The sequence below is a fragment of the Nocardiopsis sp. LDBS0036 genome (assembly GCF_041228755.1).
Classification (GTDB): domain Bacteria; phylum Actinomycetota; class Actinomycetes; order Streptosporangiales; family Streptosporangiaceae; genus Nocardiopsis; species Nocardiopsis dassonvillei.
On record NZ_CP141104.1, the window covers coordinates 15,059 to 40,660 of the forward strand.

The 25,602-nt window shown below is 69.6% G+C and carries 35 protein-coding genes and 1 pseudogene; 11 read left to right on the forward strand and 25 right to left on the reverse strand.

Features of this window, described 5'->3' with window-relative positions:
• Positions 1–81 precede the first annotated feature (81 nt).
• Both UIS43_RS27920 and UIS43_RS27925 read left to right on the forward strand, forming a co-directional pair.
• Entirely contained in the window at positions 82–522 is a 441-nt protein-coding gene (locus UIS43_RS27920; protein WP_370013292.1) for a VOC family protein, read from the forward strand.
• Positions 523–632: 110 nt separating this feature from the next.
• Positions 633–1,622, forward strand: coding sequence for a winged helix DNA-binding domain-containing protein (locus UIS43_RS27925; protein ID WP_370013293.1), 990 nt, complete (start codon positions 633–635; stop codon positions 1,620–1,622).
• Between the two features lie 331 nt (positions 1,623–1,953).
• Here UIS43_RS27925 and UIS43_RS27930 read toward each other — a convergent pair whose 3' ends face one another.
• A complete protein-coding gene (locus UIS43_RS27930; RefSeq protein ID WP_370013294.1) occupies positions 1,954–2,229 on the reverse strand; it encodes a hypothetical protein in 276 nt (91 codons plus the stop codon).
• An 11-nt stretch (positions 2,230–2,240) separates the two neighbouring features.
• Positions 2,241–2,417: a hypothetical protein gene (locus UIS43_RS27935; protein WP_370013295.1), complete on the reverse strand. Its 177-nt coding sequence runs from the start codon at positions 2,415–2,417 to the stop codon at positions 2,241–2,243.
• A 413-nt stretch (positions 2,418–2,830) separates the two neighbouring features.
• Between UIS43_RS27935 and UIS43_RS27940 the strand changes: the two genes are divergently transcribed.
• Positions 2,831–3,145: a hypothetical protein gene (locus tag UIS43_RS27940; protein WP_370013296.1), complete on the forward strand. Its 315-nt coding sequence runs from the start codon at positions 2,831–2,833 to the stop codon at positions 3,143–3,145.
• A 285-nt stretch (positions 3,146–3,430) separates the two neighbouring features.
• Here the strand turns inward: UIS43_RS27940 and UIS43_RS27945 are convergent, their stop codons facing one another.
• Positions 3,431–3,790, reverse strand: coding sequence for a hypothetical protein (locus UIS43_RS27945; protein ID WP_370013297.1), 360 nt, complete (start codon positions 3,788–3,790; stop codon positions 3,431–3,433).
• A 453-nt stretch (positions 3,791–4,243) separates the two neighbouring features.
• On the opposite strand from UIS43_RS27945, the gene UIS43_RS27950 reads away from it, so the two are divergent.
• Positions 4,244–4,837, forward strand: coding sequence for a hypothetical protein (locus UIS43_RS27950; protein WP_117198864.1), 594 nt, complete (start codon positions 4,244–4,246; stop codon positions 4,835–4,837).
• Between the two features lie 294 nt (positions 4,838–5,131).
• Positions 5,132–6,091: a hypothetical protein gene (locus UIS43_RS27955; RefSeq protein WP_157983461.1), complete on the forward strand. Its 960-nt coding sequence runs from the start codon at positions 5,132–5,134 to the stop codon at positions 6,089–6,091.
• Between the two features lie 232 nt (positions 6,092–6,323).
• Here UIS43_RS27955 and UIS43_RS27960 read toward each other — a convergent pair whose 3' ends face one another.
• The 22 genes from UIS43_RS27960 to UIS43_RS28065 form a co-directional block, all read right to left on the reverse strand.
• On the reverse strand, positions 6,324–6,866 hold the full coding sequence (locus tag UIS43_RS27960; protein ID WP_117198886.1) for a hypothetical protein: 543 nt from the start codon (positions 6,864–6,866) through the stop codon (positions 6,324–6,326).
• A complete protein-coding gene (locus UIS43_RS27965) occupies positions 6,863–7,069 on the reverse strand; it encodes a hypothetical protein (RefSeq protein ID WP_117198885.1) in 207 nt (68 codons plus the stop codon). Before UIS43_RS27965 ends, UIS43_RS27960 begins: the two co-directional genes overlap by 4 nt.
• Before the next feature lie 699 nt (positions 7,070–7,768).
• Positions 7,769–7,951, reverse strand: a complete 183-nt coding sequence (locus UIS43_RS27970; protein WP_117198524.1) for a hypothetical protein — start codon at positions 7,949–7,951, stop codon at positions 7,769–7,771.
• A 13-nt stretch (positions 7,952–7,964) separates the two neighbouring features.
• Complete coding sequence (locus UIS43_RS27975) at positions 7,965–8,387, reverse strand: hypothetical protein (protein ID WP_117198523.1); 423 nt, start codon at positions 8,385–8,387, stop codon at positions 7,965–7,967.
• Between the two features lie 463 nt (positions 8,388–8,850).
• On the reverse strand, positions 8,851–9,090 hold the full coding sequence (locus UIS43_RS27980; protein WP_370013298.1) for a hypothetical protein: 240 nt from the start codon (positions 9,088–9,090) through the stop codon (positions 8,851–8,853).
• 19 nt (positions 9,091–9,109) lie between these two features.
• Entirely contained in the window at positions 9,110–9,457 is a 348-nt protein-coding gene (locus tag UIS43_RS27985) for an HIT family protein (protein WP_370013299.1), read from the reverse strand.
• A complete protein-coding gene (locus tag UIS43_RS27990) occupies positions 9,454–9,855 on the reverse strand; it encodes an RNase adapter RapZ (protein WP_370013300.1) in 402 nt (133 codons plus the stop codon). Before UIS43_RS27990 ends, UIS43_RS27985 begins: the two co-directional genes overlap by 4 nt.
• Entirely contained in the window at positions 9,852–10,463 is a 612-nt protein-coding gene (locus UIS43_RS27995; protein WP_370013301.1) for an NUDIX domain-containing protein, read from the reverse strand. Before UIS43_RS27995 ends, UIS43_RS27990 begins: the two co-directional genes overlap by 4 nt.
• A 163-nt stretch (positions 10,464–10,626) precedes the next feature.
• The gene (locus UIS43_RS28000; RefSeq protein ID WP_370013302.1) at positions 10,627–11,154 is read right to left on the reverse strand and encodes a DUF3307 domain-containing protein; all 528 of its coding nucleotides are present in this window, start codon (positions 11,152–11,154) and stop codon (positions 10,627–10,629) included.
• A gap of 90 nt (positions 11,155–11,244) precedes the next feature.
• Positions 11,245–11,490 carry a hypothetical protein gene (locus UIS43_RS28005; protein ID WP_370013303.1) on the reverse strand — a complete coding sequence of 82 codons (246 nt, stop codon included), beginning with the start codon at positions 11,488–11,490 and terminating at the stop codon, positions 11,245–11,247.
• Positions 11,491–11,538: 48 nt separating this feature from the next.
• Complete coding sequence (locus UIS43_RS28010; RefSeq protein WP_370013304.1) at positions 11,539–12,192, reverse strand: AAA family ATPase; 654 nt, start codon at positions 12,190–12,192, stop codon at positions 11,539–11,541.
• Between the two features lie 356 nt (positions 12,193–12,548).
• The gene (locus UIS43_RS28015) at positions 12,549–14,627 is read right to left on the reverse strand and encodes a hypothetical protein (RefSeq protein WP_370013305.1); all 2,079 of its coding nucleotides are present in this window, start codon (positions 14,625–14,627) and stop codon (positions 12,549–12,551) included.
• A gap of 34 nt (positions 14,628–14,661) precedes the next feature.
• Positions 14,662–16,368 carry a hypothetical protein gene (locus UIS43_RS28020; RefSeq protein WP_370013306.1) on the reverse strand — a complete coding sequence of 569 codons (1,707 nt, stop codon included), beginning with the start codon at positions 16,366–16,368 and terminating at the stop codon, positions 14,662–14,664.
• A 13-nt stretch (positions 16,369–16,381) separates the two neighbouring features.
• Entirely contained in the window at positions 16,382–16,570 is a 189-nt protein-coding gene (locus UIS43_RS28025) for a hypothetical protein (RefSeq protein WP_117199382.1), read from the reverse strand.
• Positions 16,571–16,584: 14 nt separating this feature from the next.
• Positions 16,585–16,773, reverse strand: a complete 189-nt coding sequence (locus tag UIS43_RS28030) for a hypothetical protein (protein ID WP_157983590.1) — start codon at positions 16,771–16,773, stop codon at positions 16,585–16,587.
• Positions 16,770–17,186, reverse strand: a complete 417-nt coding sequence (locus tag UIS43_RS28035) for an RRQRL motif-containing zinc-binding protein (protein ID WP_370013307.1) — start codon at positions 17,184–17,186, stop codon at positions 16,770–16,772. The genes UIS43_RS28030 and UIS43_RS28035 overlap by 4 nt, the downstream gene beginning before the upstream one ends.
• A 152-nt stretch (positions 17,187–17,338) precedes the next feature.
• Positions 17,339–18,814 (reverse strand): hypothetical protein, encoded by a 1,476-nt coding sequence (locus tag UIS43_RS28040; protein WP_370013308.1) that lies wholly within the window; start codon positions 18,812–18,814, stop codon positions 17,339–17,341.
• A complete protein-coding gene (locus UIS43_RS28045; RefSeq protein ID WP_370013309.1) occupies positions 18,814–18,966 on the reverse strand; it encodes a hypothetical protein in 153 nt (50 codons plus the stop codon). The genes UIS43_RS28040 and UIS43_RS28045 overlap by 1 nt, the downstream gene beginning before the upstream one ends.
• Positions 18,963–19,088 carry a hypothetical protein gene (locus tag UIS43_RS28050; protein WP_370013310.1) on the reverse strand — a complete coding sequence of 42 codons (126 nt, stop codon included), beginning with the start codon at positions 19,086–19,088 and terminating at the stop codon, positions 18,963–18,965. Before UIS43_RS28050 ends, UIS43_RS28045 begins: the two co-directional genes overlap by 4 nt.
• Positions 19,085–19,423: a hypothetical protein gene (locus UIS43_RS28055; RefSeq protein ID WP_370013311.1), complete on the reverse strand. Its 339-nt coding sequence runs from the start codon at positions 19,421–19,423 to the stop codon at positions 19,085–19,087. The genes UIS43_RS28050 and UIS43_RS28055 overlap by 4 nt, the downstream gene beginning before the upstream one ends.
• Positions 19,424–19,574: 151 nt before the next feature.
• Positions 19,575–19,949: a hypothetical protein gene (locus tag UIS43_RS28060; RefSeq protein ID WP_370013312.1), complete on the reverse strand. Its 375-nt coding sequence runs from the start codon at positions 19,947–19,949 to the stop codon at positions 19,575–19,577.
• A 34-nt stretch (positions 19,950–19,983) separates the two neighbouring features.
• The gene (locus UIS43_RS28065) at positions 19,984–20,559 is read right to left on the reverse strand and encodes a hypothetical protein (protein ID WP_358171841.1); all 576 of its coding nucleotides are present in this window, start codon (positions 20,557–20,559) and stop codon (positions 19,984–19,986) included.
• Positions 20,560–20,628: 69 nt separating this feature from the next.
• Here UIS43_RS28065 and UIS43_RS28070 point away from each other — a divergent pair, with 69 nt between their 5' ends.
• The 6 genes and pseudogenes from UIS43_RS28070 (at position 20,629) to UIS43_RS28095 (ending at position 25,080) form a co-directional block, all read left to right on the forward strand.
• Positions 20,629–21,021, forward strand: coding sequence for a winged helix-turn-helix domain-containing protein (locus UIS43_RS28070; protein ID WP_174546545.1), 393 nt, complete (start codon positions 20,629–20,631; stop codon positions 21,019–21,021).
• Between the two features lie 93 nt (positions 21,022–21,114).
• Positions 21,115–22,344 carry an XRE family transcriptional regulator gene (locus tag UIS43_RS28075; protein ID WP_232833017.1) on the forward strand — a complete coding sequence of 410 codons (1,230 nt, stop codon included), beginning with the start codon at positions 21,115–21,117 and terminating at the stop codon, positions 22,342–22,344.
• 338 nt (positions 22,345–22,682) lie between these two features.
• Complete coding sequence (locus UIS43_RS28080; RefSeq protein ID WP_370013313.1) at positions 22,683–23,510, forward strand: helix-turn-helix domain-containing protein; 828 nt, start codon at positions 22,683–22,685, stop codon at positions 23,508–23,510.
• Between the two features lie 446 nt (positions 23,511–23,956).
• Positions 23,957–24,316 (forward strand): DnaB-like helicase N-terminal domain-containing protein, encoded by a 360-nt coding sequence (locus UIS43_RS28085; RefSeq protein WP_370013314.1) that lies wholly within the window; start codon positions 23,957–23,959, stop codon positions 24,314–24,316.
• On the forward strand, positions 24,241–24,495 hold the full coding sequence (locus UIS43_RS28090) for a hypothetical protein (protein WP_370013315.1): 255 nt from the start codon (positions 24,241–24,243) through the stop codon (positions 24,493–24,495). The genes UIS43_RS28085 and UIS43_RS28090 overlap by 76 nt, the downstream gene beginning before the upstream one ends.
• A 128-nt stretch (positions 24,496–24,623) precedes the next feature.
• Positions 24,624–25,080: pseudogene (locus tag UIS43_RS28095) on the forward strand (DnaB-like helicase C-terminal domain-containing protein).
• Positions 25,081–25,602: the final 522 nt, after the last annotated feature.

Here is a 25,602-nt window from a genome sequence, read left to right on the forward strand (position 1 = left end):
TCTACTCATCGCGGACATCCGGCGGTTCTTCGGCCGGATGCGTTGATGATCGGCGCGGCCGGATCTGGAAGAATGCCACCTATGGCACGGTTTATCGGTTTCGGCAATGTAGTCCTGCCCGTGCGGGATATGCCCGCCAGCATCACGGCCTGGACCGCGCTGCTGGGCGGACCACCCGCGTTCCAGAGCGACGATTTCGCGGCGTTCTCCAATGATGGCGTGGAGATCGGGCTCACCGCGGCGCCCTGGGTGGATCATCCGCTGGTCTTTTGGGCGGTCGAGGATATCGAACAGGAGCATCGCGCACTGGTCGCCGCCGGGGCGACGGCGATGACCGAGACCTCCGACGGATCGCTCGCCGAAGTCGGTACCGCCGAGGCCGCCGCGGGGGACAACATCGATCCGGCAACCGGCATCGTGGACATGCCCGGAGCCCGGCTGGCCGTCCTGAAGGCGGCCGACGGCAACCTGATCGCCATCACTCAAGAGGTACCGATGGACTGGTCGGCCGACCAATCGTGAGATCGGGCGTACCCGAGCTGTCCCGGCGGGTACTGAACCGGACACTCCTGGAGCGGCAACTGCTGGCCCGGCGCGTTCCTCGTACTCCGCTGGAGGCGATCGAGCACCTCGTGGCGATGCAGGCACAAATGCCCAACGGGCCTTATGTGGGGCTGTGGGCGCGGTTGGAGAACTTCCGGCACGATGACCTGACGGCCCTGCTCGAGAGCCGCGACGTGGTGCACGCCACTATGTTGCGCTGTACCCAACACCTGGCCTGCGGCGAGGACTTCCGTTGGTTGTGGCCGACGGTCGCGCCCGCTGTGCGGAAAGCCTTGACCGACGCGTATTACGCCACGCAGATCGAGGGGATGGATCTCGACGAGCTCGCCCGCGTCAGCCGACAGCTACTGACCGAAAAGACGCTCACCCGCCGGGATCTCGGCCAGTTGCTCACCGACCGATTCCCCGGCCGCGCCCCTGGCCGGCTGGCCGAGGCCATCGAGCTGCTGGAGGCGTTGGTGCATCCACCACCCCACTCCACCTGGGGCAGGTGGGGGCACCGGCGTGGGACACCGGTCACCCTGGCTGACGAATGGCTCGGCCGCCCGCTGGCCGACGCGCCACAACCGGAGACGATGGTCCTGCGCTACCTCGCCGCGTTCGGTCCAGCCGGTGTCATGGACATCCAGGCCTGGTCGGGATCGACCCGGCTCCGCAAGGTCGTCGAAGGGTTGCGGCCGAAACTGCGCGTCTACCGGGACGAGCAGGGAGGCGAACTGCTCGACCTGCCCGACGCACCGCTGGGCGAACCGGACCGACCAGCGCCGGTCCGGTTCCTGCCCGCCTTCGACAACGCCGTCCTCGGGTACCGGGACCGGGCCCGCGTGATCAGCGAGGAGAATCGTCGGCGGATCGCGCCCAGGGCCTCCGGAGGCGTGCCATTGTTCCTCGTCGACGGCTTTGTGGAAGGCAGCTGGACGCTCACGAACGGCCACCTGCACATCGCACCGTTCCGGTCACTGTCGGGATCCGAGAAAGCAGCGGTACGAGACGAGGCCGCCCGCCTGCTCGCGTTCGTCGCCCCGGACAACACCGAACCGTCGTTCACACTGGAGTAAGTCCGATCGGGACTCGGGCCAGGGCGAACCGGTCGAGGTGGTGCTTCCCAGCCCGCCCCTTCGCCGTGGTCCTTTCCCGGCGTAGGCGAATTCCCTATTCAGCTCAACCCCGCATGCGCTTCCGGCCTCATCTTGTCTGCCCGGTCATTGCTGTTCGCGGCGAGCCATTGCACTTTTCCGGCGTACTTGGTGAGCGGCCGCTATTGCATCTGATGAAGTCTGCGACTGGTCAGCACACCCGATCGAAAGGCCCACCAGGCAAGAGATCCCGTGACGACCGCAGTCGGGAATCGTGAGCCTATCGCGCATGGAGTTCTCGAAAACCCCCTTCTCACGTCTGTTGGTTCCGTAGTCGCGCGATCTCGGACCTCCATGTCCTGATGTGGGCGACGATCGCGTCACGGTCGTCGGGATTGATGGCTTCCTTTCGGTCCTCGATCTCGTACATGCGTTGGCGCCAACGCCGGCGTTCGGAGCCGGTGGCGGCACGGGACAGCGCGACGAGTTTGCCTCCCAGGCGGGTAGCGGTGTCGGCGAGCAGGTCGTTGAGGACGGTGGTGGAGGAGGTGGCGTAGAAGTGTTCTTCATCGGGGTTCAGATCGGTCATGGGGCTCCTTGTCAGGGTTGCCAAAGGGGTGTGCCGTCTTCGTCCAGGCGGACGGTACCGGTGACGGTGATGCCGATGGTGGTTTCTTTGAGGGTCTCGTCGTCGATGGAGGCGTAGGTCCAGGTGACGTCGGCGGTGCCAGGGGTGGTGGTCTGCACTTCCAGGGGCGCGCCATGTAGGCCCGCCACTCCTGGAGCTACGGTGAGCCGCCAAGTAGCTGCCAGCAGTCGGCAGGGGTCTGAGCGGGCTCCTCGGTGGCCAGGGGGCTAGGGGTGCTGGCGAGGAGCGTGTCTCCTTGGGTGCGTCGGTTGCTGCTCTCGGTGGCGGCGCGCACCCGCTTGCGCGGGCAGGCGGGCGGTGTCCGGCGTGCCGGTAGGGGAAGAGGCGAATACCCACTACTCGATCACCGGCCTCCACCAGAACAGTCCTCCAAGTGGGCGTTCGCCGTCCCTGATGAGGCGTCCGGGGCGCGGGCAGGGTGGCGAGGTTGGCCGTGACCGGCCATGGCCACCCCCGGACACCTTCCGGGACTTGGCGGCTCCCACCATGGCGCACATGATGTTCCTGCCCCTATTTACCTTTGACGCAAGGAGTTTTCTCCATGCTTAGGAAGACAACTTCAGCGATCGCCGCCAGTGCGATGGCAGCGGCCGGGCTTCTGTCCTGGTCCACCCCCGCCGTCGCTGAGACAGCTCCGCAGGCCGCCGCGGCGGTCCCCAACTGCGTTGAGACCAGCCTCAACGACAGCGGGTGGACGGACTACCTGACCGTGCGCAACACCTGCAGCTACAGCGTGCGCGTCAAGGTCGTGCTCGCCAACGCGACCGATTTTTCCTGCCGCACGATTTCCTCTGGTGGCTCCCGCAGCTACAGCTGGGGCTACCCCGGCAGGTTCGACGGCCTCGTCGACTGCTAACCCAAGATCACGGAAAGATCACGAAAGCCCCCGTACGACGCGACGTTGCGCGGGGGCTTCTCCGCGCACACAGCCGTCAACCTCGGTTTTCTGACCGTCGATAAGTGAACCTTATCGGTAGCGAGACGTGACGTCTCGCCGTGTGGGCACGGAAAAAGCCCCCGCGCAACGAGACGTTGCGCGGGGGCCGTCGTGATCTTCCTGTGACTTTCGGCGGGGTCTACCGCCAACGACTGTACTTTTCCTCCTCGCCCCCGCTACGCCGTGACTTCGGGAGCACCGGGCCTACAACCAGGGGCAGCCCTTCGACACGCTGCTGATGGAAGTGGCGTTGTAGCGGACGCTGGACTTGGTCCTCTCCTGCGTCACCAGACACACCCGGGAGAACGGAGCGTTCCTCAAGTTGACGGTGACCTCCTGGTCGTGGTTGCAGTGGTTGTTGTAGTAGAGCGTGGTGGTGACCACGCCGCCGTTGTCCCAGGAGAAGTTCACCTTGTTCCCGGACGGGGTGGAGCAGCTCACGCTCGTGCGGGTCACTTGCGCCTCGACCTCGGCGCTGGCGGCGGGTGCCGAGCTCAGGACGATACCGGCGGACAGCAGCAGTGCCGAAGCGGCACCGCCCACACGGCGGACCATGGTGTTCATGTGAACCAACCTTCGTCTTATTCGTGAACGACGTAGGAAAGTTTTGCTGATGTGGTTGCTCAAAGCGAGCAGATGTCCGGTTTCGGTCACTTCCTGTTATGCCTGTAAACGGCTTGCTAATCCTGAGGCTGCGGCGAGCCGCCAAGTAGAGGGCTGGACAAGGTAAGACCGGAAGGGGCAACGGACCTTCATCAGATGAAGGATTCCTGCGCCCGATGAAGTCGGGCACTTTGAGGAGTGCCTCTGACCGCAGTGGTAAGAGCAGTTACCGGAGCCCAGAACCAGGCGATACCGGGACGAACAACACCAGATCACTAGACCACTCCGCGCGGCCGGATTGGTCTACCTCCTGGCCTGCGAAAACGCTCGGGCATTGCCGCTTTCCGACGTACTTGGTTCGCCCCCGTGTTGGGCCCTTCGAAACTGTCCCCTGTCCCAGGGAAGCTGGAGGGCATGGAGCCAGAAAACCTTTCCGCTCTCTCGGGCCTCGCGGCGGCGATCGCAGCGATCGCCGCCGCAGGCATCGCCTTGATCGCGCTCTTGTACACCGCGCGGGCGGCGAACGCCGCCAAAGAGCAGACCACGATCCAACGCGAGATGCGCAAGGATGCGGCCCAGCCCTACATCTGGGCGGATGTACGCGCCGATGAACACCAGGGAACACTTCTCAGTCTGATGCTCGGAAACTCGGGTCCGACCTTCGCTCACAACATCCGCGTCACCTTCGAGCCGAGCCTGCCGGGCGAGAGCAGCTTCGATGGTGTCAGGGCGCAGGAGCGGCTCCGGAACGGCATCGCATCGCTTGGGCCTGGGCATCGGCTGGTGTGGCCGTTGGGACGGGGCTTTGAGCTCCTCAACGAGGACGTTCCGCAGATCCACACAGTCACGATCGACGCTGAGGGCCCTTTTGGCCCGATGCCCACGATGGTCTACGAGCTGAACCTGGCCGATCTGCGCGAAACCGACGACGATCCTGCAGGCAGCCTGCATCTCGTCCGCCAGGCCATCCAGGATGTGGCCAAGGTTCTGAAGAGTAGGAAGCAGTAGTCCCCATGGGTTCCAGGATTACCTCGGCCGCACTCCCAGGATGAGCATGCCCAGCTCACCGGACAGGGCGACGAAGACCCGTCCGCACCGCGAACGTCGTACCGAACATCTACCGTTGCCGAGGAAGACCGCGGATTCCTTTCGCGCGGCTCGGAGGTAACGGAGGTTGCCTTGGCCAGAGGGTTCGAACCAAACCGGCGCGGGATCGAGCAGATACGCCGCGAGATCGGCAAAGAGCTGAACAGGGCGGGCCCGCTCCCGGTGGACCTCACAACGAACAGCGCAGGGACTGGGATGGCAGGCGAGCTCGATCCGAACGGACGCCTATATCTGACCTCACACCGGGTGCTGCTCTACGCCGACGAAGCTGGCCACAACGGTCGCTTCGAAGCCGCCGTGCAGGCTGCACACGTGGACGGGCTGGAACTGGAGGCGGCGGCCCTAACCTCCCTGGTGCATCGAACCCTCGGGCTACTCACGGATCAGGGGTTGATCGCCTCGCACAAAGCCATGGGTGGGGTGTACACCCGGTTCTCTATCACCGGTGCCGGTGCTGTGCGAGCCGAGGAGATCCGCGAACGCCAGGCCCGGGCGAGTTTCCGGAGCCGGGTGCTGCGCACCGGCGTATTGCGGTGGCTGCACGACAACGACGGCGTCTCCTCCTTGAAGGAGGTCGCGATCACCCACCGCCACGTCGAGGGTGACCCGGCCACTGACGAAGAACTGGCTCTAGTGACTTCTGATCTGCGGGAGCACGGCTTCCTCGGCCCTGACACTGGACAGGGTCGACTGGTGCTCACCGACCGCGGCCGGCACTGTGCGGATCATCATGGAGGCGATGTGAGCAGTTACGAAGCGGCCCAGGCCTCGGCTGGGCAGACCTACAACGTTCACTTCAACGGCACCACCCAGGGTGTCCAGGTGGTGCAGGGCAACCACAACACCGTGCACCAGGACAACCAGTCCCAGGTTGCCGGAGAAGTTCGAGGGTTTTTGGACTCCTTGACCACGGCACGGCCAGCCCTGGCTGAACTGGACGCCGACCGCGGCGCCGAGCTGGATACGGCGATCGCCGAATTGCATCAAGAGGTGGAGGCGCCCGCACCTGCTCCCTCGCGGATGGGCGCCCTGCTGCGCAAGATCGGTGAGGTGCTGGCCAACACCACCACTCAGGTAGTTACCGGTTCACTCACTCCGCTGGTCTTGGCAGGACTCAACGACCTGCTCGCCAAGTTCCCTGAGCTGACCAGCTGACACCGGCCTGGAGGCCCTATGGGGTGGCCTCAGGTGAAGTGTGGGAGCCGGCTTGAAGCCCAACGTGACCCGAGTGCACATCGGTGCGGAGTCCAAGGGTCGGCACACTTCTCCATGAGCCACCCCGGCGGGCCACCGTCGTCGGTCGCGGCCAGGAGCACGCCCCCGTCCGGCACGCCATGGGGCCCTGCACGACAGTCATGTCGTGCAGGGCCCCATGCGGCCGATGCTTCTAAGCTCCGACCGGCTGGCTCAGGACCGGTCCCGCCTGGAGGCGCCAGGCGGTGATCCACGTCTGGACCGCCTGGTCATCACCCCCGCAACCACGGATGAAGGCTCGGATCAGGTGCTGGGAAGGCAGCTCTGCGGTCTTCTTGAGCATCTTGCAGAAGGTCGAGGCCGCGGCCTTCCGGTGGCAGCGGCGCTCCATCTCCCGGAAGCTCGGCGACCCGGCCCAGAGGCGGTACTGGGCCAGGAGACTGACGAACTCCTCCACGTCCTGGGCCTTGAGGGGGTCCGGGCAGAGGTCGTAGCCCTCCAGGTCCGCCTCGATGACGAACGGCTCCGGTTCCGGGGTCGGCACGGGCGCGGGGTAGTAGTGGACACCGCCGCTGATGTCTCCCCTGATCTCCCCCGTGAGTGCGGGCGAGATAGAGGCCTCGCCCGCGTACTTCAGATTGCGCCGGTAAACGGCGTCGGGTGAGCGGTAGTGCTTGACCTGGTGGACGTGGGTATTCCTCGCGTTCGCCTCGTCCACGGTCACGACGCGGTTCACAGCTGCTCCTGTCCGGCCGGGGTGTCGCCGGTGCGCCCGTTGGAGGCGGCGATACCACCGGCGATGACGGCCAACGGCGTGGCCAGGATGCTCACGAGCATGGGGTCGACGTCCTTGAGCAGCAGGACGCAGACGAAGGCCCCCAAAAGGGCGAGCGCGATGAGGGGGACGGCCCACTTCTCGGCCGAGATGTGAATCTTCAAACGGTTCTCCTGAAATTTGGCAGGCGAAAGTGCCTTGGCTGGGCGGACAGTTCAAGCCCGAGGGCGGCGAGTGGTGGTGCCGACCTCTCGGGCTTGCGTGTGGGAATAGCTTAGGGGTGGTTTCGACAATTCGTCAAGCATGCAGGTGAACGCGAGAAAGGCACACGAAAGGTTCTCATGTTCGTGAATAGTCGACCAATGATGGGATGTCTGGCGTCAGTACTCCGGGCGCTACACCAGGACGAACACTGAACCCGGAGGGCCTGCCCTGCGGAGCCCTTCGTCCCACCCAGGGGCTTCAGGGAAGACGAGTTGCCAGGCGTTGACAGGTGTTTCCCATCGTTTCTTATCGTTGATCGGCGTTTCTGATCGTTGGCAATTGATTCCAGCCCCCTAATTTAGGGTGACTTCACCTAGCATCTAACTTGTTCCTGCACACCGGATGATTGCCGGAGTGGAGGGCTTCTGACTGTTCTCCTATGGCTGGGCGGACAGTGTGATTACGACCAGTGAAGGTCCAGCCTGTGGTGGGGTAGGGCCGGTTGCCGCGACGCGGACACTGGTAGAGCTTGACGGACGGTGCTCGGATCACGGGCACCGTCCGTTTCATGCGTTCATGCGCGCGAGGGGCCCTCGCGCACGCAGGCTCCGCTCGCCACCCAAGGGTGGCGAGCGGAGCCTGCGTGGCTTCAGGTGAGGTCAGGGCCGCTTCTGCTCGGCGACCGCCATCGTCGCGGCTGCCAAAGCCAGGGTGGCGTGGACCTGGGCGGCCGCGGCCAGCGTGGAGGCCACCTCCGGATGGTCCGCTGCGTAGCCCTCAGCTTGGAGGGACAGATTCCCTGCCGCCCGGTGCGCCAGGTCGTACTCGTGCTGGTGGCTCATGCTGTTCCCCTTGTCAGCGGTCGGATCGGACCCAGCTCGCGACGGCCTCGTGGACGCGCTCCTCGGGGAAGGTCTCCTCCATCACGGCGAAAGCCGTGGTGCGCAGCTCCTGCACCCAGAGCCGTCCCGCCGTGTCGTCGGGTGCGCCCATGTTGACCTCGGTGGCGATGCTGCGCACCAGCTTGTCGCTGGCCTTGCCGAAGAAGGCCAGGGAGTAGGACGCCAGCTTCCTGCGGTGCAAGTTCGGGTTCTCGGTCCCCAGCAGGAGCTTGAGGTGTATAGCGATCTTGCCGGTGACGTAGCTGGTTCCAGTTCCGAGGTCCTCGGCGACCCTCTCCCAGAAGGGGCCGTAGGTGTCTTCGGTGTAGGGGGAGGGGAGCATCATGAGGAGTCTGATCAGGCGGTTGGTGTGCGCGGAGTCGGTGAGCTCGGCCATGATCGCCTTTCGACGCGGGCAGCAGGGCGCCGTCACGCTACAGCCGACCAGCGGTGTGTGAGGGGCAAAGGCCAGGTCCGGTCCCTGTCCCTGTCACCGGCCGGGCTCGTGCCACCGGCCCATGACCGGCCACAGCTTCCCCGGGTCAGCCACGGGGGTGAACCCGGACGCGGCCAACCAGCCGACCCGGCCTGCGCCCCCGGGCGCTTCGTCGGGGACGGCGAAAACCCACTTCAGGCCGGCTTCGTCGGCGGGGCGGATGCGCATGCTCTCCAGGATGGCCCCGGCGGCGCGGTGCGAGGGGTACGAGTCCTCGCACGCGTGCTACGTCTCGCACGGATAGCACGCGTATCACTCCAGTTCAGAGTCCTGAAACGCGAAAAGCCCCGCCCGGAAAACCGGGCGGGGCAGGGCCCGCGCTCGGGTGAGCGCGGGCCGTAGAACGTGGTGATGTACGGGTTGGTCAGAGGCGTGCGCGGCGCCGCTTCTCGACTGCGGCCCACGACCACTGCGGCGGGTCGGGCACCCGGGTCACGGCGGTGACCGCGGACAGGCGGGCCCGCCACGGCTTCGCGTGGTGGGTGCCGTCGTAGTCGTCGTGGTCGTACAGCCACAGGTGGTGGTCGCTGTAGTCCAGGAGGCGGCCGCGCACCACGGCGCCGTCCTGGTCGACGTCGACTTCGGTGTCCAGGATCGGGCTCACGGGGTTCTCCGTTCAGTAGCTAGCGGGCCTGGGTGGTCCACGGCAGTGCGAGCCCGTCCCCGAGGTAGCGGGGCAGAACGTGCCAGTGCAGATGCCACTGGGTCTGGGTCGCGGCTGGTCCCACGCTGGTGATGAGGTTGGCCTGCCACCGGGCCTCGGCGACCAGCGCGGCCGCGTAGGAGGCGGTCCGCCCGGCCAGGTCCGGCTCGTGCGCCGCGCTGGCCACGTGCCGCACCGGGATGACCAGCAAGTGCCCGTCGTTGACGGGGTTGAGCGGGCGGATAGCCAGGGCGTCGGGCCAGCGCCGCACGATCTCGGCCGGGGCCTGGTCGGCGGCGATCTGGCAGAACGCGCACGTGGCGCTCACCGGGAGATCACCTCCCGGTCCAGGTGCAGGTCCACCAGGCCGACCTCGACCCCGCGCTCGCGCAACCGCCTGCACAGCTCGCGAGCCGTTGAGGGTGCGCGGTGCCTGCCCCCGGTGCACCCCAGGGCCAGGTGGACCGGGGCGGTCACGGGGCCGGCGGCGTAGGCGAGGGCGACGTCGACCAGGGCGTCGATCAGCTGGGGGATGCCGGGGGTGGCGAGCACGGCCTGGACGACGCGGGGGTCATCGGCGGTCAAGTCGCGGATCTCGGGGCTCACGTGCGGGTCACGGAAGTGGACCCGCAGGTCCACGACCACGTGCGCGGCCAGCGAGTCGGCGGCGAGGCCCTCCTGGTTCAGGTGGCCGAATCCGAAGCTGGTGATGAGGACGCGGGTCACGGGCGGCCTCCCAGCCAGTAGGTGTCCGGGGCGGTGGTGTAGAGCCGGGCCACGGCGGCCCGGGCGGCGTCGGTGGCCACGATGTCGCCGGTGCGGGCCAGGAGTTCGACCCAGACGGCCTCCAGGGACATCCGGTGCTGTTCGCGGGCGGGGCGACCGGAGTGGGCGAAGCGAATGGTGACGTCGGCCAGGCGCTGAAGCTCTTCGCGGGTGACCCACTCGGCGCCGGTGGTCTCCCCCGGGGCCGGGGTCAGCGTGGTGGTCGGGGTCTGGACGTCGTACACGGTCCACAGGTGCCCCGCGACCGGTTGCGCGGGCAGGGACGCGCAGAGGTTGGGCAGGTGGACGGTGAACAGCTCGGTCAGGCCGGTGACGCGGATGCCCAGTTCCTCGGAGCCCTCGGCCGCGGCCGCCGCCTGGAAGTCCGGCTGGCCGTGGTCGCGGGCGTGCCCGGCGAACAGCCCCCAGGCCGGGGGCCACCAGCCGCGGCCCAGGATCGCGAACTCGGTCTCGCCGGTGACGGGGCTGGTGCGGGTCAGCCTCCCGCCCACGGAGGTGCCGCAGCACCGCTTGAGCGTGGTGCGGGTAGTGGTGTGCTGGGTGGACATACTGGACGTGCTCCTTCGGGAGTGGCGCGGCCCGCCCCCTGGTCTCCTTCGGCAAAGGAGGGGGCGGGCCGCTGCTTTTCCGTCACACGAAGTGCGTGTGACGGTCGACCGGTCGGTCTCCCCACCGGCCCCGCGGGGCGGGGCCAGCAGAGGCACCGGCCGGTCAGCTCTTCTGCGGCTGTTCCTGGGCGTCGATGTGGGGCTTGAGGTCGCGGCCGATCCGGGAGGCGAACGCGCACGCCACCAGCACGGCGGCGGCGAGTCCAGTGGATCCGATCAGGGCCGTGGTGGTGGGGGCACCGATGATCACCGCCGACAGCAGGATGAAGAGCATGTGGAACGCCTGATCGAGCTGAGCGGATCCGACTCGGTAGTAGTCGTGCTTGCCGGTCCGGTGCAGGGCGTAGGCCAAGCCCTCCAGGGTGCTGCGGCGGTCGCACCAGTAGTGGCTGAGCGCGTTGACGGCCAGGCCGACTACGAGGTTGACCACGCCGAAGGCGGCGTCGGCGTAGAGGACGACCACGGCCAGGGCCAGCGCCTGGCACAGGGTGAGGGTGCCCACGTGGCCCGCGCACGCCCGCCGTCCGGCGGCGTCGCACCGGCCCTTGGTCTGGGCCTGGTGGTTGGACTGGGCCCAGTGGTCGCCGATCCAGTGGCCAGCGAGCAGGGCAGCGAAAGCAGAGGTCATCATGGGTGGTGCTCCTTCTTCGTTGTTGGGAGTGGTCGGGGCCGCCCGTGCTGTGGAAGGTGAGGGCGGCCCCGGCGTGTGTGCTTGGGCGGGTCAGAGGTGCAGGTTGCCGTGGTAGTCGCCGCCGACCTGCATCAGCGAGCCGCCGTGGATCTCGCCGACGAACACGTTCTTCGCGCTCTGGCGGCGCGGCCGGGCGGCGAACAGCAGCGCCACCTGTCCGGGGAAGTCGGTGTCGACGTCGTCCAGGGCGCGGCCGGTGGCGGCGTCGATCACCACCTGGTCGCCGGGCAGGTCGGCCAGAATCTGGCGCAGGGCGGCGACGGTCATGGGCTCCATCGGGTCTCTCCCTCGTTGTGCAGATCAGGCGGGCGGTGCCCGGGACGGTCAGGCGGTGACGGTGAGCGGGGTGGTCTGCCCCCGGTGGCCGTACAGGCCGGTCCCGGTCTCCTGCCAGGTGCCGGTGGGCTCCTGGTAGCCGGGCAGCGTGGTGGGGGCCGCCAGGTCCAGGCCCGCGCCCAGCGCGGCGTACTGGCCGCTGCCCAGCAGCAGGCTGCGCACCAGGGAGCCGCCGCAGTGGATCTGAGCGAGGCTGTGCAGGCGGGCAACGACGGCCACGCCCAGGGCGCGCGAGGCGATGAGCAGGCGCTCCCACGCCTCGCGCTGGACGTTCAGGGCCTGGTGGCCGTCGACCAGGAGCAGGACCGGGGCGTCGGTGTCGTAGTCCTGGGTGAGCGCGTCGCCGAGTTCGGTCTCCAGCTGCGCGGAGGTGTTGATGTGGTGGGCGGCCGCCTCCGGTCCCCAGGCGGGTCCGCCGTCCAGGTCGATCTGGACGGTGTGGATCTCGGCCGCGCGGGCCTGGGTGGCCAGGCGCCTGAGCGCGGTGGTGCCGCCGCAGCCGCGGGGCCCCGTGATGATGCCGTGCTCGGTCTGGCCGTGCTCGTCCAGCAGCTGCCAGGTGACGGGGGCGCCCTCGGGAGTGGTGCCCAGGGTCAGGGAGAGCGGGGCGGCGGTCTGCTGGGTGGTGGTCGTGAGGGTCACGGCGGTCCTTTCGGGGTGCGGTGCTCGGGTGTGGACCGGGCGGTCCTCTGGCCTGCCGGACCCCCGCTGAGGGGGTTCGGCAGGCCAGACCAACGCCCGGGAATGGTGACTTTCGGTGACGCTTGGCGGGGTGGTGGTGTGTTCGTGGGTGGGTGGCCCGTGGGGGGGTTGGGTGCCCCCACACCCCTGGGGGGTCACCCCCTCCAGCCCCCCGAAACGGGGGGTGTCCAGCACTCCCCCAACCCCCCCAAAGACTCCCCCAAAGCCCAGGTCAGAGGGGTTGGGGGGGTCTTTGGGCTCCCCCAACCCCCAGCCGTGGGGGTCGGGGGAGTCTTTGGGGGAGTCAGCGCGCCCTCTCAGGCGGGCCGCGTAGCCGCCTCGCGGCTACGTTGAGCGACCGTTTCGAAAGCCTCGCGTCCGTACCCGCGCCGGGAGACCCCGCGTCGCGAGAACTTGTTCGCCAGCGGGCTGACCCCGGCCGGGCGCAGCGCCTCGGCCAACGCCAACCCGTTGGCGAACCCCAACTCGGCCGCCAGGTCCTCCGAGTGGATCCGGTCGTCGGCCAGGCGGTCGAAGACCTCCAGCGCCCGGCTGATGATGTCGGGCACCCCGTCCCACGCCGCCCGGCCCGCTCCGGCCGGGGCGGACTGGGTCCGCTCGGTCGGGGTCAGCCACGCCGACAGGTCCGACCCGACCGGCTCCGGCTCAGCCGTCGCCGGGGCGGGTTCGGGTTCGTTGCGTAGCCAGGCGGCGGCGTCGGGCACCGCCCGCAGCCGCCGCTCCCCCTGGACCGCGACCTCGCTGCCGGTCTCGTTCACCTCTCCGGACTCGGTCAGGGTCTGGGCGCCGCCCGGCACCCCGAACGTGGCCCGCATCCGCTCGTACCTGTTCAGGTAGGCAGCCCCGGCGGCGGGGAGGGACTCCTCCTCCAGCTCCGGGCGCCGCGCCGAGATCGTGCGGGAGATCTCCGCGATCCGGCGGGGGGTGAGGTTGTAGCCGCGCATGGGCCGGATGGGCCCGCCATCGGTCAGGTAGGCCGTGCCCGGCCCGGCCAGGTCGTCCACGCTCAGGTTGCGCTTCCACCCCAGCAGGTAGGCCAGCTCCTCATCATCAGACCCGGCCATGGCCACGCGGGTGACCGCGCCCTTCTTCAACCCTGCGTTGAGCGTGTCGGTCGTGGCCCGCAGCGTGCTCAGCACGGTGTTGACCGCCGAGTCGCGCGCGATGTCCTGCAACTCCTCCAGGCCGTCGCGGATCTTGGCGACCAGGCCCTTGGTGGTCGGGTTGAGCAGGGTCTTGCCTTCGTCGGCGACCAGGACGATCTCGGGCAGGTTAGGGCCGATGGGCAGCAGGCTGACGTCGGCGGCCATCTTCTTCTCGAAGGCGGTGGCCTTGCGGCCCTTGGCGATGCCCAGGGCCGCCTTGACCATCGCGTAGGCGTCCTCGGGGGTGCACGCCGCCCAGTCCAGGGCGGGCCGGTCCACCTCCCCGCGCAGCCAGGGGTCCAGCCACGCCCGGGACAGGCCGCCGCCGGTCAGGTCGATGTGCCAGATCAGCGCGTCGACGCACCGGCCGACCCCGGCCGTGGCGACGTTGAGGATCGTCGTTTTGCCCGACCCGCGCTGCCCGGCGAACAGCGCGGAGTGCTCGCGCCAGCGCACCTCGGCGGGTGTGGAGTCGCGGTGCTCGCCCAGCACGATCGGGTCCAGGATCGAGCGGGGGGAGTAGTCCTCGGGGTAGTCGATGGACTCGCGCATCCGGTCCACGGTGGACACGTGCAGCAGCACGCTGCCGCGCGTGGCGGCCGCGTCCAGCTCGACCCCGCACCCCTCGGGCAGGCGGGCGGCCCCGGCAAGGGCGTCGGTGTAGGTCTCCAGGTTCTTGCGGGTGATCCCGGAGGGCAGGTCCACGTGCAGCGTGTACCCGGCCCCGGTCTCCCACGGCTCGGTCTTGGTGACGCGAAAGCCGCTCCGGCGCACGATGGTGGCCAGGCGCTGTTCCCACTCGCGCTCAACCCGGGAGGTGGCGTTCAGGACCAGGGCGCCGCCCTGGGCGGTGTGCGCGGGGCGCCCGCCCCGGGTCAGCGGGGCCAGCCCCGCCGAGATCGCCGACCCGACCACCAGGGTGAGCAGGGTGTTCAGGTCCCAGGGGGTGGTGGCCAGGCACCAGGTCAGCCACCCGCCCGCCCCCACCCACCGGGTCAGGTTGATGACCTGCCCGGTGGGGGAGGCCTCCGCGGCCGCCCCGAGCATGACGTTGGTGGCGGCTCCGGCGACCCCGGCGGCCGCTCCCCACAGCGGGGAGACGGCCAGGCCGTGACCGCAGGCCGCGGCGGCGGTCAGGCCCAGCGCGGCCACCGCCGTGTTCGCTACCGGCCCGCCACCGGTCACTGACCAGTCCACGCCGCGCTCGGAGCGGCGACCGCGCTTGCCCATGGGTTTCTCCTTCCAGATCGGTGTTCGGGGTGTGTCAGACGTTCCAGGCGCGCTCGTTGGGGCGGGGCGCGTCGCGGCGGCGGATCTCGTCGGCGTGCACGCGCTCGAAGAGCGGGCTGACCTCCTGGGCGTGGACGGCGGCGTCGCTGATCGTCTTGAAGACGTCGTAGAGCCCGGCCAGCACCGCGTCGTCGATGGGGTAGTTGTCGTTGAGGCGGGTGACGTAGGTGCGCAGCGCGAACGCGACGTTTTCGCACATCTGCGGGAGCTGGCGGATCTCCTGGCGCACCGCCCACATGTCCTCGGGCACGTACGAGGAGACGGCGACGTTCATCTGGGCGGAGGAGCTGGTCAGCGGGTTGATCGACACTTCGGCTCTCGATTCCTTCTCGGCGATACGGATGGTGGGCTCAGGGCCCGCAGGCGGGGGCCCCAGGTCGGGGTCGGGCCCCTCGGGGTCGGGCATGCCGCCCCCGGGGACGTGGATTTCCTCGTCGGCGCCCGGGGCGTGGGCCCCGGACACGCTCTCCTCCTCCGTGCCGGGCGCTTCGGCCCCGGCCGCGGAGGCCTCGGCGGTCTCCTCCTTCGTCTTCGTGGTGGTGTCGTCGGTGGTCTTCTTGGGCGGGCGGATCTTGTGCCACAGCGCCACGGCCGGGATGGCCATGACCCCCCACACCGCCAGGGCCATCCGCCCCGTGCGGGACTTCTTCGCCTTGGCCAGGGCCTTGCGCAGGCGCTTGACGGGCCCGGAGGAGGCCACCCGGCCCGTGGCCGCGCGGGAGCGCTCGCGGGCGGTCTTGGCCGCCTTGGACAGGCGCCCGCCGGTCGCGGCGTCCACCCGCCCAGCCGCGCCCCGGATGCGGCCGCCAGCAGCACGGGCCGCCCGTGCGGCCCGGCCCAGGCCACCTCCCGCCCCGCCCGTGCGGGTGCGGGCGGTGTGCCCGCCATCAGCGGTGGCGTGCACCCGACCCCGCGCGGAGCGAGCTGAGCGTCCAGAGGCCCCGCCCAGCAGGCCCTTGAGGCGTCCCATGCGCCCGCCCGATCCGGAGCGGCCACCAGCCGTGCGAGCGCCCGTCCCCGTGCTGGAGCCGCGGCCCGCGCGACCTGCCAGGCCGGACAGGCTCCCGGCCGCGCCGCGCCCGGACCGGCCTGCCTTGAACAGCGAGCCCCGGCCGCCACCGCGGCCGCGTGTGCCGGTGGAGGAAGCGCCCGTGCCGGACCCAGCGCGGGCGCTCTTGCCCAGCCCCGCCGACCCCATCGAGGCGGCCCGGCCCCGGCCCGCGCCAGCACCGCCAGCGGCGGCGCCCATGCGACCCAGACGGCCGCCCAGGCCGCCGGAGAGGCCACCGGCCCGCCGCCCACCGCCGCCCAGGCGCTCGCCCAGGGGCCGAAACCCCCGACGCCCGCCCCGGCCGCCGCGTTCGCGGGGCTCGCGGCCCCTGCGCAGGCGGTGGATCCCGTAGGCGGTCCCGGCCACGGCTGTGGCCGCGCACCCGGCGGCCAGTCCCCAGGGGCCAGCCAGCTGGTAGAGCCCGGCAGCGCCGACAGCGGCGGTGGACAGGCCTCCGGCCGCCCACTGCCCGGCCCGCACCGGGGACTTCGTCTCCTCCTTCTCCTTGGTGTTCTGCTCCTGGTCGAGGTCGTCGGGGGAGGTGGAGCTGGGGCGCACCCGCAGCTCGTATTCCTCCCCGTCGGGGCCGCTCACCCTGGGCGGCGGCCCCGTCTCGGTGTCGGTGCTCATCTGGTCCTCCGGCTCAGAGCAGGTTGTCGATGCCCGGGGTGAGCGCGGTGACCAGACGGCCGATGGCGTCGCCGCCCTCACCGATCAGGCCGACCACGCTCAGGAAAAGGCCGGCGACCGACTCGGGGCTGTTGAAGACCCACAGGACGAGCGAGCCGATGATGAAGATGCCGAAGGCCTGTGCGAGACAGCCACGGATCACGGGGAACTCCTTTCTCACAGGCCGGGCAGCGCGGGCTGCTCAGCCTCCTGGTGGTGGTGTTCGGTCAGGTGCTCGTGCACCTGGTCGTCAGCGAGAGCGCGGGTGCGGACCGTGTCTCCGGTCCACCCGCACGAACAGGTCGGCCGGTGCAGCACCCAGTCGGGCACCGGCACCGGCCGCACGTTGGGGCGGTGGCTCCTCACGCGGCCACCGCCAGGGGCTCGTCCTCGGGCGGCTCCCACGTCGCGCACCCGGTCGGGCACCTGCCTCCGTTGCCGGTGGGCAGGCACACGTCCCAGAGCCGCTCGCAGTCGCGGCAGGTGTGCCGGGCCAGCAGCGCGCGGCACAGCGCACGCTGCTGGCCGGGGGACAGGGGGCGCACCGGCCGCGCCAGCGAGCGCCGGTACAGGGCCGCGGTCCGCGTCCCCGACCGGTTCCCGGAGCGGCGCGAGCGCCACATGATCTGCGCGGCCACCTCCAGCCCCGCGATGCTGAGCCCTTCGGCCCGCAGCTGGGCCTTGGTGCGCAGGTCGGGGTCAAGGGCCCACCCCCACGGGTAAGTCGGCACGCCGTGCCTGCTGCCGGTGGGGTCGTAGTACGGATGGCCGGTGGCCACGCTGGTCTCCTTCCTGGTCGATCGGTGTGGTGGTCGGGCTCGGGCGGGCTCTCACGCGCGGACGTGCGTCTCGCGGTTCTGGCCTCGCCTGCGGCCGGAGTAGTGCGCTGGCCCCCGCCCGCCCGGGGGGGGCGGGAAGGGGGCGGGGACGGTCAGCAGTCGTTGACCTTTTCGGGGTCGAACGCGTCGTAGCCGTCCTTCCAGAGGGCGGTGCGGGCGTCCCGCACCGAGCTGCGCGGGATGCGGGTGGCCCGCACGATCTGGCGGGTGGACACCCCCCGCCCGTAGGCGTGGATGTAGAGCATCACCTCGCGCCGGTAGCCCTCCAGGGACAGGTATGCGTCCAGCTCACCGTGGGTGGGCGGAGCCTGCGCCCCCCGGTCCGCCCCCCGGGCGGGCGGGGCGTCCTGCTGCTGCTGGCCGTGCTCTTCGTCCGCGTCGGACGCACCCTCGACCTCGGGGGCCGCGGGGGTGGTTCCGGGCGGGGTGGGCGGGCCCTCCGCCCGGGGGGCGGACTCCCCGCCGCCCGGGGCGGGCGGGATGCCGTCCAGCAGCGCCTGGAAGACGTCCGTGCCCCGGTCGGCCATGGCGGTGATGCGCTCCTCGGCCAGCACCTCCAGCACCCGGCGGATCCGCTCGACCTCCACCGCGTCCTGGTCCTGCTTCTCGTCCTCGACCGACCCCGGCTCGGGAGCCGGGGAGGCCGGGTCGGCCTCGACCTCGGGGATGAACGCACCGGCGGCGGTGGCCTCCAGGCGCGCCCGTTCGGCCGACCACGTCTCGGTCTTCCACTGGGCGGTGTTGGCGCGGATGACCGACCGGATGACCGTGGTGGTGCCCCAGGACGCCGCCGACGCGCCCAGCGCGATGATGGCTCCCACGATCCCGACCGCGCCCAGCAGCCCGGTGTCCCCCGCCGCGATACCGACCCCGTTGAGGCCGACCGAGACCACCAGCAGGACGCCGATCGCGCCCAGCATGATCGCCAGCACCCGCTTCGCGTCCTCGCCCAGGTCCTGGAGGTTGGCCTTGTTGTGGGTGCGCACCAGCCCCTGGAACGTGAGCAGGAGGATGACCGGGACGGTGAGCAGCGCTTCGGCCAGGACCCCGACCCCGATCGCGACCGGCAGGTCCCAGGACGTGTGCGCCCAGGCGCCGATGCCCAACGCCGAGGCCGCCGACCCGGCCAGCGAGACGCCGATGAGCATCCGCCGGATGCGCGGGTCGGCCTCGTGCAACGCCAGGCTGGACGCGGCGGGGTTGTCGGCCTCCTCGTAGGCGTCGATCGCCTCCAGGGTGGCCGCGGCCCGGTCCGCGCGGGTCTCGGCCATCGTCAGCGCCCGCTCCCCGCGCTGGGCGCGAGAGCGGCGCTGGCGCCGCGCGGCGGCCAGCTGGTCGTCGGCGGTCTCGGCCTGCTCGGCCAGCACCGCCCGGGAGATGGTGTCGGCGGCCGCGATGCGCTGGTCCAGCGTGCGCGGGTTCGCGGCCGGGTCCTTCCGCAACGTGGTGGTGTCGATGCCGTGCAGCTCGTCGGTGGCGGCGTTGAGCTTGCGCCAGGCCTTGACCGCGGCTTCGGGATCGACGCCGATCGGCGTCTGGGGCTCGGACTTCGTCTTCCTCTTCGACATCAGCGGTCCTCCTTCGGGGCGCGACGGGCGTGTCGGGCGGGCTCGGGCAAGGGGTGGTCGGCGTGGACCAGGGCGCGGCCGGTGACGGCCAGAAGCACCGCGATGGCGGTGCACAGCAGGGCCAAAGCGGCCAGGACCAGGACGACAGTCACTTCGTCTTCCCACAGCCCCAGCACACATAGAGGCCGCGGAAGACGTCCCAGTCCATCGGCTGGGCCCCGCAGCAGCGCGGGGCGTGGGAGGGCCGGAACAGGCGGCGGATCACGTGGTTCATGCGGCCGCCCCCCGCTGCGCGTAGTCGGCGGCGGGCCAGGAACCGTCGACGTCGACGGGGGCCAGGGCCAACACCGGCGCGGGCTCCTCCAGGACCTCGCGGACCGCGAGGATCAGCAGCCGGGAGGGCAGCGGACCCAGCACCGCGCGGTAGGACTCGACCAGGGCGCGGATGCGCAGACGCTGGGAGGTGGTGGTGTGGGCCTGGACCCGGTGGGTGGCCGCCTCCAGGTCCGCGAGCAGCGCCGACCCGGCGACGATCTGCCAGGAGCAGCTCGCGCAGTCGCGGGTGGCGACGGTGTCCAGCGGCGGGCGGGTAGGCTCGTTCTTGTACATCGTGTTCCTTCCTTCGCAGGTGGGTGCGTGTACGAGAGCCCCGCCAGGGCGGCTATCCCGGGCGGGGCTCACTGCTGTATGGGGGGTGGACCGGGCGGTCCCCGCGCCCCGCCCGCAGGACGGGCGGGCGGGACACAGGCACCGACCGGACCTAGAACGGCACCCCGGTGAGCTGCTCCAGCAGGTCCGCGCGGCGCTTCTGCAACCGCTCGATCTGCGCCTCCAGCAGCTCCAGCGGCTTCTCGTCCTCGGGCAGGGACACCGTCAGCACGCCCAGGAGCGGGCCGCGCTGGTAGGTGGAGCCGCGCCCGCCCGGGACGCTGGCGTGCACGACGCCCTCAGCGGCGTCGGGGTGCGCGTCCACCTCCACCGTCGTGGTCGACGCGAGGTAGCGCTCGGCGTAGGCGCTGACCCGGGTGAGGAAGTCGATCTGGTTGTCGGCGTGCACGGTCAGCGGCGCGACCTCGGTGTGCAGGCCGATCCGGTCGAAGGACACGATCCGGGTGAAGCCGTCAGGGTTACGCATGTGGAAGTCCTCTTCCTCGTGGTGTGTGTGCTGTTCAGGCGGCGATGTCGTAGGTGGTGAGCAGGTGCTGGGCGCGGGCCCGGCGGCGCTCGGAGCCCCGCTCGGCGGCCCGGCGCAGCAGGCCGGTCAGGCCCCGGCGAAGGGCGTGGGGGGCGGACCACCGCTGCACGAGGCGGTCCACGGTGTCCTTGGTGGCGCCGGTCAGGCCCGCGATGCCTGCCCAGACCAGGACCTGGCGGCGCGCGCGGCGCTCGGCCGGGGTGTCGTCCTCGGGTTCCTCGGAGGGGTGGTCCGGCAGGACCGTGGGCGGGGCGTCGGGGGCGGTGGGCTCGCCGTAGACCCGTACCTGGGGGTCGTGGACCGCTTTGAGGTTGGTGGGGGCGGGCTCCTGCGGGGTCTCGCCGGAGTCGCCCCAGATGGTGGCGATCCTGTGGTCGCGGCCCGCGGTGAACACCAGGTCGCTGGCGCGGCGTCCACCGAGGCGCTCGATGGTGCGGGCGATGTGCCAGTCGGCCTCGGTGGTGCCGCCCTGGGTGAGCACGCGGATGACGTCAGCGCGGGTGACCCCAGCCTCCGTGGCGACCTGGGCGATCGACAGCTGCGACGGCATCCTCGTACTCCTCTCATGTGGCGACGACAAGGGGTTGACCACTTGCCAACTCTGCTCGCACTTCCTAGGATGAGCAAGCAGAGTAAAAATGTCAAGCGAGGTGGGCAACTGATCCTGAACAAGGTGGATGGGTATGGTCAGAGCATGAGTGGAACCCCCGAGCAGCCCTACATGAAGGTGCTCCAAGCGCTCCGGTCAGACATCGACTCTGGCGACCTTTCCCCTGGTGAGAAGTACCCGAGTATCAGCGAACTGGTGAAGACACACGGCGTGGCGCCCACCACCGCACGCCGAGCCCTCACAAAGCTGAAGGAGCAGGGGAGGGCGGAGTCTCGCCACGGGGTGGGGTGGTTCGTCACGACGCCGCCTCCAGAAGGTCCGAGCTTGGAAGACCGGGTGGCGGCTCTGGAGGACCAAGTCCGTGAGCTCACTGCCCGGCTGAACTCCTCCACCGTCCCGTAGCCACAGCGCACTCACGAGAGGCACCAAGGGGGCAGGGAGATGCCCCCCAGATGCCACCTAGACGAAGCCGCGCGGAGTCGGGAGCGTGAAGGCATGACCGGAATGGCGCCATGGGCGCGAAGGATCAAGAAGGAACGCGAGCTCCGCGGGTGGACGCAGCGTGACTGCGTCGAGCGGCTGCGGTACGAGACCACTCGCGAGCTGCCCTCACTGACCACCATGCTCGATCAGTGGAAGCGCTGGGAAGGCGGCCGCGTACTCCCGTCCGGCGACTACCAGAAGATGATCGCCTCCCTGTTCGGCAGCGTCTCGGGTGCCTTCTTCGCCGCCCCGCGTAGCCCTCAAGAGGTCCTGGAAGCCGCCGTGCCCGGATCGGACACTCCGGAGCTGCTCGCGCGTCTTCGGAAGTCCGCCGTGGACCAGGCCACCTTGGAGTCCTTGCGACTCACCGTGGACCGGCTCTGCTCGGACTACCCCGTCGTTAACGCGTACCAGCTCCTCACCGAGGGGCGGGCCTGGCTGGCGCGTCTGGCGGACCTGCTGGACCTACGGGTCAGCTTGACGCAGCACCGGGAAATCCTGTCCCTGGCCGGGATGCTCGCGCTCCTGGTCGGCTGTCTGGAACAGGACATCGGCCGTAGCCCTGCGGCGGAGAGCACGCGCCGATCCGCCCTGACGCTGGGCACGGAGGCCGGCGACACGAACATCGTCGGCTGGGCACACGAGATGAGCTGCTGGTTCGGCTTGACCCGGGGGGACTACCGCTCGGTCCTAACCGCAGCGGAGGCTGGCATCGACGCGGCCGGTGACCAATCAGTCAGCGTGCAGCTCTACGCCCAGCAGGCCAAGGCCTGGGCGCGCATCGGCAACCAGGGACGGGTGGAACTCGCTCTCGAACGCGGGCGCGAACTGCTGGAGACGCTGCCGCCGCCCATGGACCCCAGCCACCACTTCGTTGTGGACCCGGCGAAGTTCGACTTCTACGCAATGGACGTGCTCAGGAAGTCCGGCAGCGACCGGCTCGCTGACGGCCTGGCCGACGAAGTCCTGGCCACGTCCACGGACTGGTCGGGGCGTCTGGTGGCCCCCATGCGAGCGGCGGAGGCCTACGTGACCAAGGGTGTGGTCGCCGCCCGCTCTGGGGACTTGGAGGGCGCCATCGGTTACGGCCGCCAGGCGCTGGAGGGCACACGGCAGTCCGTGCCATCACTGGTGATGGTTGGTCAGGAGCTAGGCCAGGTCCTCACCGAGAGGTACAAGGGTGAGCAAGAAGCCCAAGAGTACGTGGAAGAGCTGCGGTCCCTCGCGGACCGCGCTGCGTAGAACACGATGAAGGCCCGGACGATTCGTCCGGGCCTTCTTTGGCGTCTCCGTGTGACTGGAGCGTCCACAGAGCTCGCGAGGACCGCTACGCGGTTGCTAGTGACCTAGTAGGGTCTTCTGCGACTCACGGGGACTCACCATCCCCACCCCGAACATGACGAAGGCCCGGGTACCAGCCGGGCCTCGTCCTAAGTCAGATGAGCTGGCTGCCACCACAGCTAGCTGCGCTCACCCCTGAATTAACCAACGGCCACTGTAGCTGACTAGGGGCAAAGTGCGTACCTTTCGGGTGCCACAGAGCGCCGCTAACTGTGTGGGCTGCCTAGAAAGCGACCCGCGTGAGCATTCAGCACATGCAGATGGTCTTCGACGCTGAAGGCCTCTCCCCCCGCGAGAAGTGCATCCTCCTCGCCTACTGCAACTACACCGATGCCCACGGTTATGTCTGGGCAGGTGTCCCCCGCGTCAGCGACGACAGCGGAGCTTCCGAGAGCACCGTCAAGCGCGTGCGTAAAGAGCTCCAGGAGCGCGGCCTCCTCGCAACCAAGCGCCGCGTTGACCCCCGCACCGGCCGGTCCACCTCGAACATCACCCGCATCAACCTCGACCGCCTCGCGGCCATGAAGCGTGCCCCCCGCGAGTACGACGACAACGTCATCGAGGAGCTACTGTTCGACGCCGAAGCGGCTGAGTCCAAGAACCCTGCTGACCTGCGGATAGTTCAATCTGACCTGGGGCCTGACCTGCGGATAGGTCAATCTGACCCCGGGTCTGGGGTCAATTTGACCCCACCAAAGGGCGGGGTCAATCTGACCCCTAATCCATCAGATGAACCGTCAGGTTCATCCTCCTCAGGGTCTGCTGACGCCACACAGGCCTCAAACACCTCTGTGGATGAGGAGGATGAGACACCTTCGGCTGGAACGCAGCGGGGCGTACTCCCGATGGACCTGATCGTGGAAGCCACTGACGCTACCCGCGAGGAAGCCAGGAACTCGTGGAGGTCCTGCGACCGAGGCCAAGAAGTCCCTGGGGGGCTTGATCCGCCGCATGGCAGAGAAGGGCGACCTCGACCATCGCCTGTGGCTGCTGCGTCGCCAGCGTGCGGCTCAGGCCCGCACAGGGGCATCTGGAAACGGTCGGGCCGCCCGCTGCGCCGTGCATGACCCGAACCCTGTTCCCTGCGGGTCCTGCCGGGCCGATCTCGCGGTCGGCGGGAACACGGGGAACGCGGTCGTAGAGCTGTACCTCTCGCTCGGAGCGGACGCGGCGACCCTGCGCCCGGACCTGGCCCGCCACCCTAAGATCGCGGCGCTGACCGCCGTCTAGCTGCGCAGCGTGGCCCCTGCCGATCAGGGCTCGGGGTGCGTTTGCATCAACCCTACCCCGGCAGGGATGACGTTCGCTACGTCCTGCACCACGAGATCGGGGCCGAACCCCACGGCTACCAACCCGGGTTCGGCCCACGTTCCACCCTCAAAGATGGAGATTCCAGTATGACCGACCAGCTCAACCACTCCCAGAACGGGCACCGGCCGGACCCGTTCATGTTTGACAACGTGGACACCGACCCGGCCTTCGCCGATATCGATAGCGAGCAGTCCCTGATCGGGTGCGTACTCACCCCGGCCGGGGCTGGCGCCAACGCCGCCGCGTTCACGAGGCCGCCGAGATCATCATGTCCACGGACTTCTACCGTCCCGCGCACAGCATCATCTGGGAGCGTCTGGCGGCCATGGCCGACCGCGGCCTGCCCATGACCGTGCAGACCCTGAGCGCGGAGCTGCGCACCGCCGGGGACCTGGACCGGGTCCAAGGCACCTGTACCTGCTCCACCTCCAGGAACGGGGCCTGTCGACGGCGAACGCGACCTACTTCGCCAAGCAGATCGCGGCCGTGTCCCTGCGCCGCCGGATGCACCAGGCCACCCTCACCATGGGCCAGATCGCGCGGACCGGTACCGGCGACATGATGGCCCTGGTCGAACAGGCCGACGAGGAATGGGGAGCCGTCCACCAGGTCGGGGCGGTCGGCACGGTCGACGGGGTGGAAGAGCTCGGCGACATGCTCCCCAGCGCCTACGACGACCTGGCTCGGACGAGGACGCCATGGGCGTGCCCAGCGGGTTCGCCGACATGGACGCGCTGCTGACCGGTTCCACGCCGGTGAGCTGATCGTGGTCGCGGCCCGTCCCGGAGCGGGCAAGACCGTGCTGGGCCTCAACCTCGCGACCCACGGCCGCCAAAGCCGGGCACCGCGCGATGTTCGTGTCCTTGGAGATGAACCGCAAGGAGCTGCTGCACCGCATCCTGTCGGCGGAGGCCGACATCCCGCTGCACTGCCTGCGCTCCAAGAACATGACGAGGAGCTGTGGAGCGCAATGCGCGCCAAGCACCAGGACTGACCGAGCTGCCGCTGGTGCTCTCCCACAACCCGGCCATCACCTTCGCTCAGCTCAAGGCCGAGATCCGCCGCCAGGTTCGGCGCAAGGCCTGGGCCTGGTGGTGCTCGACTACCTCCAGCTCCTCCAGGACCCCGAGTCCAAATCGGCCGACACCCGCGAACGCGGAGGTCGCGCTGATGACCCGGGGCCTCAAGGTCCTGGCCCAGCAGATGGAGATCCCCATCGTGGTGCTGTGCCAGCTCAACCGCGACTCCGCCAAGCGTGAGGACACCCGGCCCAAGGTCCACGAGCTGAGGAGAGCGGCGCCGTGGAACAGGACGCGAACGTGGTGATCCTCATCCACCGCGAGGACCTGCACGACAAGGACTCCCCTCGCTCGGGGAGGCGGACCTGATCATCGGCAAGAACCGCAACGGCCCCACCTCGACGTGACCGTGGCCTTCCAGGGGCACTACGCCCGGTTCCGGGAGATGGGGCCGGATAACCACGCGTCGAACCACACGGCCCTGCACCCCGCCGGTACGGGGCCGCCGTCATGTCCGCGAACCGCCTGCCCCACCGGCCTTCCACGTGCTTGAGTGGTGCTCCGCCCCCTGCGAGCCCAGGAGCCGTCCGTGAGCGACGAAGAACCCGAACTGGAGCACATCCTCGATGACCCCCTGTGGGCGGCGGGTCCTGGCCAAGAACTCCCACAGCCTGGAGAACCTTCCGGTGAGAGATGAGCCAACGTGGGGTACGTCGTCGTCCATCCGGATGGCGCCCTGGAACACCGCACGGAGGACGCCGCGGGATCATCGACTACCTCAACTACTCCCAGGACCAGGTGCACGGCGAGGAGAACTCGGCGCCGAGCC

Bases quoted from the DNA above. Each gene is read 5' to 3' on its own strand.
- UIS43_RS28055 (WP_370013311.1), bottom strand. From the start codon at position 19,423: ATGTACAAGAACGAGCCTACCCGCCCGCCGCTGGACACCGTCGCCACC.
- UIS43_RS28060 (WP_370013312.1), bottom strand. From the start codon at position 19,949: ATGCGTAACCCTGACGGCTTCACCCGGATCGTGTCCTTCGACCGGATC.
- UIS43_RS27950 (WP_117198864.1), top strand. From the start codon at position 4,244: ATGGAGCCAGAAAACCTTTCCGCTCTCTCGGGCCTCGCGGCGGCGATC.
- UIS43_RS28040 (WP_370013308.1), bottom strand. From the start codon at position 18,814: ATGTCGAAGAGGAAGACGAAGTCCGAGCCCCAGACGCCGATCGGCGTC.
- UIS43_RS27940 (WP_370013296.1), top strand. From the start codon at position 2,831: ATGCTTAGGAAGACAACTTCAGCGATCGCCGCCAGTGCGATGGCAGCG.
- UIS43_RS28020 (WP_370013306.1), bottom strand. From the start codon at position 16,368: ATGAGCACCGACACCGAGACGGGGCCGCCGCCCAGGGTGAGCGGCCCC.
- UIS43_RS27995 (WP_370013301.1), bottom strand. From the start codon at position 10,463: ATGTCCACCCAGCACACCACTACCCGCACCACGCTCAAGCGGTGCTGC.
- UIS43_RS28065 (WP_358171841.1), bottom strand. From the start codon at position 20,559: ATGCCGTCGCAGCTGTCGATCGCCCAGGTCGCCACGGAGGCTGGGGTC.
- UIS43_RS27945 (WP_370013297.1), bottom strand. From the start codon at position 3,790: ATGAACACCATGGTCCGCCGTGTGGGCGGTGCCGCTTCGGCACTGCTG.
- UIS43_RS28075 (WP_232833017.1), top strand. From the start codon at position 21,115: ATGACCGGAATGGCGCCATGGGCGCGAAGGATCAAGAAGGAACGCGAG.
- UIS43_RS27970 (WP_117198524.1), bottom strand. From the start codon at position 7,951: ATGAGCCACCAGCACGAGTACGACCTGGCGCACCGGGCGGCAGGGAAT.
- UIS43_RS28070 (WP_174546545.1), top strand. From the start codon at position 20,629: ATGAGCAAGCAGAGTAAAAATGTCAAGCGAGGTGGGCAACTGATCCTG.
- UIS43_RS27920 (WP_370013292.1), top strand. From the start codon at position 82: ATGGCACGGTTTATCGGTTTCGGCAATGTAGTCCTGCCCGTGCGGGAT.
- UIS43_RS27975 (WP_117198523.1), bottom strand. From the start codon at position 8,387: ATGGCCGAGCTCACCGACTCCGCGCACACCAACCGCCTGATCAGACTC.
- UIS43_RS28015 (WP_370013305.1), bottom strand. From the start codon at position 14,627: ATGGGCAAGCGCGGTCGCCGCTCCGAGCGCGGCGTGGACTGGTCAGTG.
- UIS43_RS28050 (WP_370013310.1), bottom strand. From the start codon at position 19,088: ATGAACCACGTGATCCGCCGCCTGTTCCGGCCCTCCCACGCCCCGCGC.
- UIS43_RS27955 (WP_157983461.1), top strand. From the start codon at position 5,132: ATGGCAGGCGAGCTCGATCCGAACGGACGCCTATATCTGACCTCACAC.
- UIS43_RS28005 (WP_370013303.1), bottom strand. From the start codon at position 11,490: ATGGAGCCCATGACCGTCGCCGCCCTGCGCCAGATTCTGGCCGACCTG.
- UIS43_RS27930 (WP_370013294.1), bottom strand. From the start codon at position 2,229: ATGACCGATCTGAACCCCGATGAAGAACACTTCTACGCCACCTCCTCC.
- UIS43_RS28000 (WP_370013302.1), bottom strand. From the start codon at position 11,154: ATGATGACCTCTGCTTTCGCTGCCCTGCTCGCTGGCCACTGGATCGGC.